Annotated in this window: 10 protein-coding genes and 2 tRNA genes; 5 read left to right on the forward strand and 7 right to left on the reverse strand. The window is 69.1% G+C overall.

What is annotated here, in order from left to right; translation table 11 throughout:
• Nucleotides 1-27: 27 nt before the first annotated feature.
• From ileS to FMM06_RS09705, 6 genes are all read right to left on the reverse strand, one after another.
• A complete protein-coding gene (gene ileS, locus FMM06_RS09685; protein ID WP_144237210.1) occupies nt 28-2,874 on the reverse strand; it encodes an isoleucine--tRNA ligase in 2,847 nt (948 codons plus the stop codon).
• 42 nt (nt 2,875-2,916) lie between these two features.
• On the reverse strand, nt 2,917-3,843 hold the full coding sequence (locus FMM06_RS09690) for a bifunctional riboflavin kinase/FAD synthetase (RefSeq protein ID WP_144237211.1): 927 nt from the start codon (nt 3,841-3,843) through the stop codon (nt 2,917-2,919).
• Nucleotides 3,844-3,891: 48 nt separating this feature from the next.
• Nucleotides 3,892-3,968, reverse strand: a tRNA-Arg gene (locus FMM06_RS09695).
• A 28-nt stretch (nt 3,969-3,996) separates the two neighbouring features.
• Nucleotides 3,997-4,069: transfer RNA gene (locus FMM06_RS16805), tRNA-Trp, on the reverse strand.
• A 184-nt stretch (nt 4,070-4,253) separates the two neighbouring features.
• The gene (locus tag FMM06_RS09700) at nt 4,254-5,393 is read right to left on the reverse strand and encodes a dipeptidase (RefSeq protein ID WP_144335425.1); all 1,140 of its coding nucleotides are present in this window, start codon (nt 5,391-5,393) and stop codon (nt 4,254-4,256) included.
• Between the two features lie 141 nt (nt 5,394-5,534).
• Nucleotides 5,535-6,029, reverse strand: a complete 495-nt coding sequence (locus FMM06_RS09705; protein ID WP_185965136.1) for a dihydrofolate reductase — start codon at nt 6,027-6,029, stop codon at nt 5,535-5,537.
• A 71-nt stretch (nt 6,030-6,100) separates the two neighbouring features.
• Here FMM06_RS09705 and FMM06_RS09710 point away from each other — a divergent pair, with 71 nt between their 5' ends.
• From FMM06_RS09710 to cysN, 3 genes are all read left to right on the forward strand, one after another.
• A complete protein-coding gene (locus tag FMM06_RS09710; protein ID WP_144237212.1) occupies nt 6,101-6,505 on the forward strand; it encodes an FKBP-type peptidyl-prolyl cis-trans isomerase in 405 nt (134 codons plus the stop codon).
• Nucleotides 6,506-6,574: 69 nt separating this feature from the next.
• Nucleotides 6,575-7,471: a sulfate adenylyltransferase subunit CysD gene (gene cysD / locus FMM06_RS09715; RefSeq protein ID WP_144237213.1), complete on the forward strand. Its 897-nt coding sequence runs from the start codon at nt 6,575-6,577 to the stop codon at nt 7,469-7,471.
• A complete protein-coding gene (gene cysN, locus FMM06_RS09720; protein ID WP_144237214.1) occupies nt 7,471-9,369 on the forward strand; it encodes a sulfate adenylyltransferase subunit CysN in 1,899 nt (632 codons plus the stop codon). Before cysD ends, cysN begins: the two co-directional genes overlap by 1 nt.
• Before the next feature lie 147 nt (nt 9,370-9,516).
• Here the strand turns inward: cysN and thyA are convergent, their stop codons facing one another.
• Nucleotides 9,517-10,437: a thymidylate synthase gene (gene thyA, locus FMM06_RS09725; protein ID WP_144237215.1), complete on the reverse strand. Its 921-nt coding sequence runs from the start codon at nt 10,435-10,437 to the stop codon at nt 9,517-9,519.
• A 118-nt stretch (nt 10,438-10,555) separates the two neighbouring features.
• On the opposite strand from thyA, the gene FMM06_RS09730 reads away from it, so the two are divergent.
• Together FMM06_RS09730 and FMM06_RS09735 are read left to right on the forward strand one after the other, a co-directional pair.
• Nucleotides 10,556-11,185: an acyl-homoserine-lactone synthase gene (locus FMM06_RS09730; RefSeq protein ID WP_144237216.1), complete on the forward strand. Its 630-nt coding sequence runs from the start codon at nt 10,556-10,558 to the stop codon at nt 11,183-11,185.
• Nucleotides 11,186-11,269: 84 nt separating this feature from the next.
• Nucleotides 11,270-12,646, forward strand: coding sequence for a glycosyl transferase family protein (locus tag FMM06_RS09735; protein ID WP_235889262.1), 1,377 nt, complete (start codon nt 11,270-11,272; stop codon nt 12,644-12,646).
• Nucleotides 12,647-12,985: the final 339 nt, after the last annotated feature.

The raw sequence follows: 12,985 nt of genomic DNA on the forward strand, positions 1-12,985 counted from the left end.
TGAAGGGGAGGGTCGCCCACTTACCCATCATGCCACCACCGCGGCGCAGCGGGCGTCGAGCCCGGTGACCGGGTCGACGTCGGGGCGGTGCCGCCAGCAGCGCTCGCAGCGGGGATCGGTCGTCGCCTCGACGGTTACCGCCTCCTGATCGACGACCCGGAACGCCGTCTGACCGGCGATGCACAGCTCGTTGAAGTCGACCGACTGCATGAGGGCGACGCTGTCCGCATCGGCGCTCACGGTCACCGCGGCCTCGAGGCTCGACCCGATCTTTTTCTCGCGCCGCAGAGGCTCGATGCTGACCGTCACCAGCCCGCGCAGTTCGCGCAGCCGCTCCCAGCGCGCCGCCAGCGCCTCGTCGCGCCATGCCGCGTCGATGCCCGGCCAGTCGCTGAAATGCACCGACTCCGCCCCCGGGAAGCGCGTCGCCCACACCTCCTCGGCGGTGAACACCAGCACCGGGGCGAGCCACTTCACCAGGGCTTCGAACACATGGTCGAGCACCGTGCGGTACGCCCGCCGCTTCGGGTCGTCGTGCGCGTCGCAGTAGAGCGAGTCCTTGCGGATATCGAAGACGAACGCGCTCAGGTCGTTGTTCACGAAGGTCGAGACCGCGGTGACGTAGCCGTTGAAGTCGAAGTTCCCGACGCAGGTCCGCAGTTCGGCATCGAGGTCGGTCAGGCGGTGGAGCACCCAACGTTCGAGCTCGGGCATCGTGCCTGCGTCCGTCCAGCGCTCGGCCTCGTCGAAGCCGTCGAGCGCGCCGAGCAGGTAGCGGAAGGTGTTGCGCAGCTTGCGATACTGGTCGCTGACGCCTTTCAAGATCTCGTCGCCGATGCGGTGGTCCTCGGTCGCGTCGACGGTCGCGGTCCACAGGCGGACGATGTCGGCACCGTAGGTCTCCATGACCTTGATCGGATCGGTGACGTTGCCGAGCGATTTCGACTGCTTGAAGCCCTTGTTGTCGAGCGTCATGCCGTGGGTCAGGACCGCCTTGTACGGCGCCCGGCCGCGCGTGCCGCAGCTTTCGAGCAGCGACGACTGGAACCAGCCGCGATGCTGGTCGGAGCCTTCGAGGTACAGGTCGGCGGGGCTGCTCAGCGCCGGCCACTCGCCGCTTTCGAGGACGAAGGCGTGGGTGCAGCCGCTGTCGAACCACACGTCGAGGATGTCGTCGACGCGCTCATAGTCCGCTGCGTCGCGCGCGTTGCCCAGGAAGACGGCCGGGTCGGTCGCCCACCAGGCGTCGGCGCCGCCCGCCTTGACCGCGGCGACGATGCGCGCGTTGACCTCCGCGTCGCGCAGATATTCGCCCGTCCGCCGGTCGACGAACAGCGTGATCGGCACGCCCCACGCACGCTGGCGGCTGATCACCCAGTCGGGGCGCCCCTCGACCATCGCGGTGATGCGGTTCTGGCCCTTCGCAGGCAGCCAGCGCGTGTCCTTGATCGCGGCGAGGGCGGTGTCGCGCAGCGTCTGCCCGCCGTGCGCCACGTCCATCGGGATGAACCACTGCGGCGTCGCGCGGAAGATCAGCTTCGCCTTCGACCGCCACGAATGCGGATAGCTGTGCTTATAGTCCGCACTCGCCGCGAGCAGCGCCCCCGCCTCGCGCAGCGCCGTGCAGATCGGCCCGTCGGGGGCGTTGAACTTCGGGTTGATGACGCTGCCCTGCCCGCCGAGCCACGCCCAGTCCGCGCGGTACTTGCCGTCGCCCTCGACCGCGAACACCGGCTCCAGCCCGTTCGCCTTGCACAGCAGAAAGTCGTCCTCGCCGTGGTCGGGCGCCATGTGGACGAGGCCGGTGCCCTGCTCGGTGGTGACGAAGTCGCCAGCGAGGAACGGCCGCGGGCGCGCGAAGAACCCGCCGAGCGCGTGCATCGGGTGGCGGGCGACGGTGCCGGCTAAAGCACTGCCGGGAATAGGGTCGAAGTACATCGACTTGCCGTCACTCAATGGCTCCGCAACGGCAGACCGGCCATCCACAGGATCAGCATGCAATGCTGGAAACCCGATACGAGCGAGGAAGCTATCGGCAAGTTTGTGTGAGACGAGAACAAATGGAAGTTCGCGTTTCGCATTAAGATCGACGAGATTCAGGAGAACATATTCCACCTCAGGCCCATATGCGATCGCCTGGTTGACTGGGATTGTCCACGGCGTCGTTGTCCAGATGGCGACTTGTTGGCCGATCAGATTCGTGAAGCGGCTCTCCACGATCTCGAACGCCACGTCGATCTGGGTCGAGACGATGTCCTCATACTCGACCTCGGCCTCGGCCAGCGCGGTCTTCTCGACCGGCGACCACATCACCGGCTTGGCGCCGCGGTACAGCTGGCCGGAGTCGGCGAACTTGAGCAGCTCGCGGACGATCGTCGCCTCGGCGTCGAACGCCATCGTCAGATACGGGTGGTCCCAGTCGCCGCCGACGCCGAGACGCTTCAGTTGCTCGCGCTGGCGCTCGACCCAGTGCTGCGCGTACGCCCGGCACTCGGCGCGGAACTCGGCCGCGGGGACGCTGTCCTTGCTCAGCTTCCTGGCGCGATACTGCTCCTCTACCTTCCACTCGATCGGCAGGCCGTGGCAGTCCCAGCCGGGGACGTAGGGCGCGTCCTTGCCCAGCAGCGTCTGCGTCCGCACCACCAGGTCCTTCAGGATATGGTTGAGCGCGTGGCCGATGTGGATGTCGCCGTTGGCGTAGGGCGGACCGTCGTGGAGGATGAATTTCTCGCGGCCGTTGCGGGCGGCGCGCAACTTCGCCTCCAGCCCGTCGCCCAGCCAGCGCGCCAGGATCTCGGGCTCCTTCTGCGGCAGCCCGGCCTTCATCGGAAAGTCGGTTTTGGGCAGGAAGACGGTGTTGCGGTAGTCGGTCATGGCGGGGGTGCGTCTAGAGCAAGCGCGCGTTCACGCAAATGCTTACCGTGCCAGCGCGACCCGCGCCGCCTCGGCATCCGCCGCGATCTGGGTTTTGAGCGCCTCCAGCCCGTCGAGCTTCGCCTCGGGCCGCAGGTAGGCGATCAGCTCGACCCCCAGCGTCTCGCCGTAAAGGTCGTCGTCGAAATCGAACAGCCACGCCTCGAGCAGTTCCTTCGGCGGCTCGATCATCGGCCGCACGCCGAGGTTGGCGACGCCGTCGTGCAGGGTCCCGTCCGCCCGCCGCACACGCACCGCGTACACCCCGTAAGCCGGGCGCAAATACGGACCCAGGTCGATGTTGGCGGTCGGAAAGCCGAGCGTCCGCCCCAGCTTCGCGCCATGCTCGACGACGCCTGAGATCGTGTACGGCCGCGTCAGCAGCGCCGCCGCGCCCGCCGGGTCGCCGCCCTTGAGCAGCGCGCGGATCCGGCTCGACGAGATCGTGCCGCCGGTGTCGGCGACGGGCTCGACGACCTCCGCGTCGAAACCATGGCTGCGGCCCTGATCGCGCAGTGCCGCGACGTCGCCCGAGCGGCCGACGCCGAAAGTGAAGTCGTTGCCGCTGACCACCGCCGCGGCACCGATGCGGCCCTGCAGCCAGTTGGCGCAGAACCCCTGCGCGGTCTCGGCGGCGAGCGCGCGATCGAAGGGCAGCACCACCGTGCCGTCGATGCCGAACCCTTCGAACAGGTCGAGCCGCTGGTCGATGCGGGTCAGCGCGAAGGGCGCGGAGTCGGGCCGGAACAGCCGCGCCGGATGCGGATCGAAGGTCGCGACCAGCGCCGGCCGCCCCTCGGCGCGCGCCCGCGCCAGCGCCCGCCCGACCACCGCCTGGTGCCCGCGGTGAAAGCCGTCGAAATTGCCCAGCGCGACGACGCCACCGCGCAAGCGTGCCGGTACCGCGTCCCCCCCGAAAATCCGTTCCATGGCCGGGGTCTAACGCGACGCATCGCGCCTGTCTGCCCCTCGCGAAAATGGTGCTTCCGGCTGGACTCGAACCAGCGACCTTCAGACTCGGAATCTGCTGCGCTGTCCTGCTGCGCCACGGAAGCATTGGAGGTGCCGCGCACTGCGGAACCCTGGCACCGGCGCCCGGACTCGAACCGGGATCGGCGGTTTTGGAAACCCCCGAGGCGCGCCTGTCCACGCCGGTGTATCGATTGAATTGGTGTGGAGTGGCAGGCAGGGCCTGCCGGAAGCGCACGTCGAAACGACGCCGCGCCTAAGCTACAGCGTCACCGTCGCCAGAAAGGCGCGTGCGATCGCGAGGGGGAGTTCATGCTCACGCGGCGGCGGATAGCCGATCGTGCGCGCCGCCGCAAGCCGGGGGCGTAACGTCAGGCGGGCAACCCCGCCATCAGCAGCCGCCGCACATTGCCACCCATCACCTTGGTGATATCGGCGTCGCTGAGGCCCGCATCGATCAGCGCCTGCGTCACCGCACTGATGTGCGCTGCATCGAACCCCGTCGTCACCGACCCGTCGAAGTCGGACCCCAGCCCGACATGGTCGATGCCGGCGACCTTCACCGCATGGACGATCGCCCTGGCAGTGGCTTGCGGCGTCGGCGCGCACACCGCCGCGTCCCAGTAGCCGATGCCGATCACCCCGCCGTTCTTCGCCAGCGCACGCAGCTCATCGTCGGTCAGGTTGCGGTTCGTGTCGCACGTCGCCTTGACCCCGCCGTGGCTGACCACCACCGGCCGCGCCGCGAGCCGCATGACGTCTGCGAAGGCGGCATGGCTGGCGTGCGCGACATCGACGATCATGCCCTTCGCCTCCATCGCGCGCACGGCCTTCAGCCCGAACGGGGTCAGGCCGTATTTCTTCTCGCCGTGCATCGAGCCCGCGAGCTCGTTGTCGAAGAAATGCGCGAGGCCGATCATGCGGAAGCCCGCGGCGTACAGCCGGTCGAGGTTGCGCAAATCGCCCTCGAGGTTGTGCGCGCCCTCGACCGACAACAGGGTCCCGACCACCCCGGGCCGCAGCGCCGAGACATCGCCGCGCGTCCGCACGACGCGGATCGCCGGCGCGCGTTCGGCGGCGCGGTGCAGCTTCTCGGCGTGCCACAGCGACCGCTCGACGAGCGACCCCCAGGTTCGCATCGGCTGCAGCTGCGCGATGCTGAGCAGCGTGATGTTGTCGGTATCGCCCGAATTCGACTCGTAGTTCTGCCCCTTCGGCGTCTTGGTCACCGAGGACAGGACCTGCAGCCCGACATTGCCCGCCTGCAGTCGCGGCAGGTCGACCTGCCCGCGCGTCGCGGCAGCGTCGAAGTCGCGCTGCCACAACAGCGTGTCGCCGTGCAGGTCGGCGATGAACAGCTTGGCGTGGAGCGCCCTGGCGCGTTCGCCGACCGGCCACGGCCCGCCGACGACGCGGTTCATGCCGCGCTCGGCGATGCCGGGGGCGAAGATCAGGAACGCCGCGACCGCGACGACGAGCAGCGCGGCGATGCCGAACACGATCCTGCGCAAGGTCATGCGCGCCCTCCCCCAACCTCACTTTTATTCGTCATGCTGGCGAACGCCAGCACCCACTTTGGCCCGATACTCCACCCCTCGAGCCCGCGCGGCAATGGGTGCTGGCGTTCGCCAGCATGACGGCGAGGGGAAGGTTCAGATCCGCTCCAGCGTCACGAAGCTGTACACCGGCCGCTCGCCCTCGGCCGCGTGGTCCTCGCGCGCCACTTCCCGCCACACGTCCGCCCCGAACGCCGGCAGCAGCGTATCTCCTTGCGGAGCCGCATGAACCTCGGTCAGATACACCCGCCGCGCCAGCGGAAGCGCGTCCGCGTAGACCGCCGCTCCGCCGATCACCATCACCTCCTCGGCCCGCGCCCGGGGGTCCATGCCGGCGGCGGCGATCGCCTCGGCAAGGTTTGGCACCACCGTCACCCCGTCGGCGCGCCAGTCAGATCGCGTCAGCACGATATTGTGCCGTCCCGGCAGCGGCCGGCCGATCGATTCGAAGGTCCGCCGCCCCATCACCACGGGCTTGCCGACGGTCAGCCGCTTGAAGTGCGCAAGGTCGGCGGGCAGGTGCCACGGCAGCGCATTGTCGCGGCCGATCACGCCATTGTCGGCACGCGCGACGACGAAGCTGACGATCATGCGCTTACCTCACGTGACGAGGCGCCGGGCGTGTCGTACAGCCGCGTGCCAGTCAAGTTGAGGTCCTCCGAATGATCGCGCTCGCCGCCCTGCTCCTCGCCGCCGCCACCCCAGCCATGCCCCAGCCGCCGGTCGTCCGCAGCGTCGAGGTCAAGCCCGGCACCGGGGCGGCTGCGAAGGCGGGCGACCGCGTCACGGTCCATTACACCGGCTGGCTCGCGACGCCCGCCGGCAAGCGCGGCAAGAAGTTCGATTCGAGCCTCGACGCCCGGCGGCCGATCGACTTCGTGCTCGGCGCGGGCGAGGTCATCCCCGGCTGGGACGAAGGCATCGCCGGGCTGAAAGTCGGCGGCAAGCGCACCCTGACGATCCCGCCCGAACTCGGATACGGCCGCGACGGTGCGGGTGCCGACATCCCGCCGAACGCGACGCTGATCTTCGACGTCGAGCTCGTCGCGGTGAAGCCCGCGCCATAGCGCTGCTTCGCGATCGCCAAGCAGCGCGCTGCTGTTCCACCCCCGCGACGCGCGCTAGACGGGCGCTCGATGACGCTGACCCACCTCGACCGCCTCGAAGCCGAGGCGATCCACATCTTCCGCGAAGCCGTCGCAGACGCCGAGCGGCCCGTGCTGCTCTATTCGGCGGGCAAGGATTCGGCGGTCCTGCTACACCTCGCGCGCAAGGCGTTCTTCCCCGGCCCCCCGCCTTTCCCGCTGCTTCATGTCGATACGACGTGGAAGTTCGCCGAGATGTACCGCGTCCGCGATGCTGCTGCGGCGGCGGCGGGCATCGAGCTGATCGTCTGGCAGAACCCCGATGCGCTGGCACGCAGCATCAACCCGTTCGATCACGGCGCCAGCGTCCATACCGACCTGTGGAAGACCGTCGGCCTGCGCCAGGCGCTCGACCATCACCGCTTCGACGTCGCGTTTGGGGGCGCACGGCGCGACGAAGAGAAGTCGCGGGCAAAGGAACGCATCTTCAGCCTGCGCTCGGCGAGCCACGGCTGGGACCCCAAGGCGCAGCGGCCCGAACTGTGGCGGCTCTACAATGCACGCCACGCGGGCGGCGAATCCCTTCGCGTCTTCCCGCTGTCGAACTGGACCGAGCTCGACATCTGGCAATATATCGCCGCCGAGAACATCGCGATCGCCGACCTGTATTTCGCGCGTGAACGCCCCGTCGTCGAGCATGAAGGGCTGACCATCGTCGTCGACGACGAGCGCATGCCGCTGAACGGCCGCGTTCCCGAGATGCGCTCGGTGCGCTTTAGGACGCTCGGCTGCTACCCGCTGTCGGGGGCCGAGCCCAGCGACGCGACGACGCTCGACGGGGTGATCCGCGAGATGCTGCTCGCCACCGGCTCCGAACGCGCCGGCCGCGCCATCGACCATGACGCCAGCGCGAGCATGGAGAAGAAGAAGCGCGAGGGGTATTTCTGATGGCCGCCTACGCCGCCCCTGCCGCCGTCGCCGAGGACATCGCCGCCTATCTGGCGACGCACCGCACCAAGTCGCTGCTGCGCTTCATCACCTGCGGGTCGGTCGACGACGGCAAGTCGACGCTGATCGGCCGCTTGCTCTACGACAGCCGCGCGGTATTCGCCGACCAGCTCGACGCGCTGGCGGTCGACTCGCGCGCCCACGGCACGCAAGGGCAGGCCCTCGATTTCGCGCTGCTCGTCGATGGGCTGGCCGCAGAGCGCGAGCAGGGCATCACCATCGACGTCGCCTATCGCTTCTTCGCGACCGACAAGCGCAAGTTCATCGTCGCCGACACGCCGGGGCACGAGCAGTACACGCGCAACATGGTCACCGCGGCGTCGACCGCCGACCTCGCGGTGGTGCTCGTCGATGCGCGCGCCGGGGTGCTGGTGCAGACGCGGCGGCACTCGTGGCTCGCGCACCTGCTCGGGGTCCGCCACGTCGTGCTGGCGGTCAACAAGATCGACCTCGTCGACTTCGACCGGGCGCGCTTCGACGAGATCGTCGCCGACTACAGCGCGTTCGCGAGCCAGATCGGCATCGGCGCGGTCACCGCGATCCCGATCTCGGGGCTGGGCGGGGATAACATCACGACGGCCTCGCCGCGCACCCCGTGGTACGCCGGCCCGACGCTGATCGAGCATCTCGAGACCGTCGCGGTCGACGATGCCGACGCGGGGAAACCCTTCCGCATGAGCGTCCAGCTGGTCAGCCGCCCGACGTCCGACTTCCGCGGCTTCGCGGGGCTGATCGATGCCGGCACGGTGCGCCCCGGCGACGCGGTGCGCGTCCTGCCGTCGGGGCGGACGACGACGGTCGCGCGCATCGTCACGATGGACGGCGACTTGGCGGAGGCTCAGGCCGGCCAGTCGGTGACCCTGACGCTCGCGGACGAGGTCGACTGCTCGCGCGGCTGCGTGATCGCGGCGGCTGCCTCCCCGCCCAAAACCGCCGCGCAGTTCGAGGCGACGCTCGTCTGGATGGCCGAGACGCCGCTGCTGCCCGGGCGCGGCTACGACCTCAAGCTCGGCACCCAGGTCGCGACCGCCACGGTGCAGGCGCCCAAATACCAGGTCAACGTCAACACCGGCGAGCAGCTCGCCGCCAAGACGCTAGACATGAACGCCATCGGCGTCGCGACGCTCGCCCTCGACCGGCCGCTGATCTTCGAACCCTATGCCGCCAGCCGGACGCTCGGCGGCTTCATCCTGATCGACCGCGAGACGCGCGCCACGGTGGCGGCGGGCATGCTCAACTTCGCGCTGCGCCGTGCGCAGAACGTCCACTGGCAGGCGGCCGATATCGACCGGACCAGTCACGCCCGGCTGAAGGGCCAGCGCCCCGCAGTGCTATGGTTCACGGGGCTCAGCGGTGCGGGCAAGTCGACGATCGCCAATGCGGTCGAGACGCGGCTCCACGGGCTGGGACGGCATAGCTTCCTGCTCGACGGCGACAATGTCCGCCACGGCCTCAACCGCGACCTGGGCTTCACCGACGCCGACCGCGTCGAGAATATCCGCCGCGTCGGCGAGGTCGCCAAGCTGATGACCGACGCCGGGCTGATCGTCATCACCGCGTTCATCTCGCCGTTCCGCGCCGAGCGCGACATGGTGCGCGGGATGATGGCCGAGGGCGAGTTCATCGAGATCCACGTCGACACGCCGCTCGCCGAGGCCGAGCGCCGCGACGTCAAGGGCCTCTACGCCAAGGCGCGCGCCGGCAAGCTCGCCAATTTCACCGGCATCGACAGCCCGTACGAGGCCCCCGAAGCGCCCGAGCTGCGCATAGATACGACCGCGCTCGACGTCGACGCGGCGGCGGACCTGGTGGTGGAGTATCTGCTCGCACGCGGCTGACCGGGATTGACATTTCTGAACCGATATGGTACGTTCAGAGGATGATCGTGCCGCCTGCCCTATCCCTGCCGAAACGCCGTCGCGCCGCACTTCGCGCGGGTTTTCACATTGTCTTCGCGACCGTCAAATTCGCTTACTTGTTCATGTTCAGACCGCCACTGGCGCCGCGATGTGCGGATGCGGTTCATAGCCCTCGACCGCGACATCCTCGAAGCGATAGTCGAAGATCGACGATACCGGCGCCAGCGTCAGCTTCGGAAACGGTCGCGGCTCGCGCGTCAGCTGCTCGGCGACGAGATCGCCGTGGTTCAGATAGACGTGCGCATCGGCCCCCATCCAGATGCACTCGCCGGGCAGCAGCCCGCACTGGTCGGCGAGCATGCGGATCAGCAGCGCATGCTCGAAGATATTGAAGCCGAACCCCAGCCCGAGATCGCATGACCGCTGGTAGAGGATGCCCGACAGGCGCCCGTCGGCGACGAAATACTGATAGGTCATGTGGCACGGCGGCAGCGCCATGCCACCCAGCTCGGCGACGTTCCACCCGGTGAAGATATTCCGCCGCGACGACGGGTTGTCGCGCAGTCCCTTCACCAGCTCGGCGATCTGGTTGACCGGCTGGCCGGCGCGGAACAGCCCCTCGCCCGCCGCCTCGTAGGTCCGCCAGCCGACCCATTGCGCGCCATAGACGCGGCCCAGGTCGCCCCACTCCGCGGCGAAGGCGTCGTCCTCGACGATCCGCGCCTCGAACGCGTCGCGGTCGATCGCCTCGCCGGTAGCGGCGCGGTACTTCGCCAGCGGCCAGTCGGTCCAGATGTGCACGCCCTGCCTGACCAGCTCGCGGATGTTGGTGTCGCCGCTCAGGAACCAGATCAGTTCGCGCACCGCCGACTTCCAGAAGATGCGCTTGGTGGTCAGCAGCGGCACGGTGCCGTCGGCCAGGTCGAAGCGCATCGTCGCGCCGAACAGCGCCCTGGTGCCGACCCCGGTGCGGTCGCGGCGCTCGCTCCCTGTCCGCCAGACGCGGTCGAGCAGGTCGAGATACTGGGCTTCGGGATGCGCTGTCATCGCCCTCGTCTAGCCGCGCCGGCCGTCCCCCGCCAGCTACCCCTGATCGGGGGTATTCGCCCGGTAACCCTAACCGACGATAAGCCTGATCAAGGTTAATATTGCAGGGGTCTGCCAGATGGTCGCCGTCGTCACCGCCGAGAACCGCAGCGCCTTTGCCGGCACGATCACGCAGATGCACCGCGACCGCAAGGCGGTGTTCGTCGACGCGTTGAAGTGGGAGATTCCCGTCGTCGACGATGCCTTCGAGATCGACGAATACGACACCGAGGCCGCGGTCTATCTGGTCGCGCAGGAACCGCTCAGCGGCGCGCATCTGGGGTCGGTGCGGCTGGTCTGCACCGCCGGCCCGCACCTGCTGGGCGACAAATTCGCCTTCCTGTGCGCCGACGCCGTACCGACCGGCGACGACGTGTGGGAGATCACCCGCCTGTGCACCACCCCCGGCCTGACCCCCGCCGCGGCGCTTCAGGTCCGCATGCGGCTGGTCATGGCGCTGATGGAGTACGCGCTCGCGCACGGCATCGCGCGCTACACGATGATGACCCACACCGCCTATCTGCCGACCCTGCTCGCGGTCGGCTGGGACATCGAACCCCTCGGCCTCCCCGCCGACGTCGCCGGCCAGCCCACCGGCGCGCTGCAGATCAGCGTGAATGCCGCAGCCCTCGACCGGCTGCGCACGCTCTACGGCTTCCGCGCGCCGGTCATCGGGGCGAGCGATGCCAGGTCGGCAGTGGCGGCGTGAGCCCCTGCGCCGCGCCGGTTGATCGGGCGACATGTTGAGCATAGCCTGAGCTGATCTGTACGCCGGGGGGCCATGACGGACGGGTTGATACTGCTCGCCCTGTTCCACAATGCGACGCGCGAGTTGCTGGCGTTCGCGGCGGTCGGGATCGCGCTGTGCAGCCTCGACGACCTGTTCGTCGACGCGGTGTTCCTCGTCCGGCTCGGCTGGCGACGGGCGACCGTGTACCGGCGCAATCTCCGCGCCAGTGCCGACAGTCTGGACCCCGCGGCGCCGGGACGGTTCGCGATCATCGTGCCGGCGTGGGACGAGGCGGCGGTGATCGGCGCGATGCTGCGCGACCTGACCGCGCGGCTCGACCATCCGGCGTACCGCGTCTTCGTCGGGGTCTATCCCAACGACCCCACCACGGCGGCGGCAGTCGCGGGTGTCGGCGACCCGCGGATCGAGATCATCACCTGCGCGCGCTCGGGACCGACGACCAAGGCCGATTGCCTCAATCATCTGTGGCGCGCGCTGCTCGCCGACGAGGGGCGGCACGGGCGCTTCAAGGCGGTCGTCCTGCACGATGCCGAGGATGTCGTCGACGCGCTCGAGCTGCGGGTCTTCGATCACCTGATCCCGCGGCTTGGCATGGTCCAGCTGCCCGTCGTGCCGCTCGTGGACGCGCGCTCGCGCTGGATTGCGGGGCACTACATGGACGAGTTCGCCGAGAACCATCTTAAGGACATGGCCGTGCGCGAGGCGCTGGGCGCCGCCGTCCCGAGCGCTGGCGTCGCGTGCGCGATCGAGCGGACGATGCTGGGCCGGATCGCCGACCAGGCGGGCGGCGAACCCTTCGACGCGGCGTGCCTGACCGAAGACTACGAGCTCGGCCTCAAGATCAAGGCGCTCGGCGGGCGCGGCGCGCTGGTTCGCATTAAGGGGCGGACCGGGGTGGTCGCGACCCGCGAGCATTTCCCCGGCGATCTCGAGAGCGCGCTGCGGCAGAAGTCGCGCTGGCTGCTAGGCATCGCGCTCGGCGGCTGGGACCGGCTGGGGTGGCGCAGTGGCTGGGCCGACCGGCTGATGCTGATGCGCGACCGCAAGGCGATCGTCTCGGCGCTGCTGACGGTGATCGGCTATGTGGCCGGGCTGTTCGCGCTGATCGATGTCGCGCTTGTGGGTGCAGTGTCCGGCACCAAGGGCTTCGCACCGCTGGTCGCGCCCGGCAGCTGGCTCGCCACTGTGCTGGCCTTCACCAGCATCGTGCTGGGGTGGCGGCTTACGATGCGCGCGGTGCTGAGCGGCCACGTCAACGGCTGGCGCGAGGGGCTTCGCTCGGTCCCGCGCGTCGTCGTCGGAAACATGATCAACGCCCTCGCGGCGCTGCGCGCGACGCGGCGTTACGTGTCGATGCGGCGGGGCCGCTCCACGCTCGTCTGGGACAAGACCGCGCACCGCTTTCCCGGCGTGCCGTGAGGCGCTTTTCGTGAGGCTGGGACCGCTGCGCTTCCTGGCCTGCGTCGCCGTAGGGACGATGGCGTGGGCGGTCAGCCGGGTCCCCGTCGTCGTCGCGCGGGCGGAGGCGGACGTCGCTGCAGCGGCATCGTGGGAGGCTGGGCGTGCGATGAGCGAGCACCTGGCAGTCGCGCGGCACGATCCGCCGATGCGTGATGCACCTGCGATCGCAGCTCTAGTACTTCCGAACGCACCTGTGGTCGTTCGTCATTCCGGCGAGGGCCGGAACCCGGTTGCGCCACACGCTCGAATCCTGGCGCTTGTAACGCGGATGGGTTCCGGCCCTCGCCGGAAGGACGG

The sequence above is a fragment of the Glacieibacterium frigidum genome (assembly GCF_007097155.1).
GTDB classification, from domain to species: domain Bacteria; phylum Pseudomonadota; class Alphaproteobacteria; order Sphingomonadales; family Sphingomonadaceae; genus Glacieibacterium; species Glacieibacterium frigidum.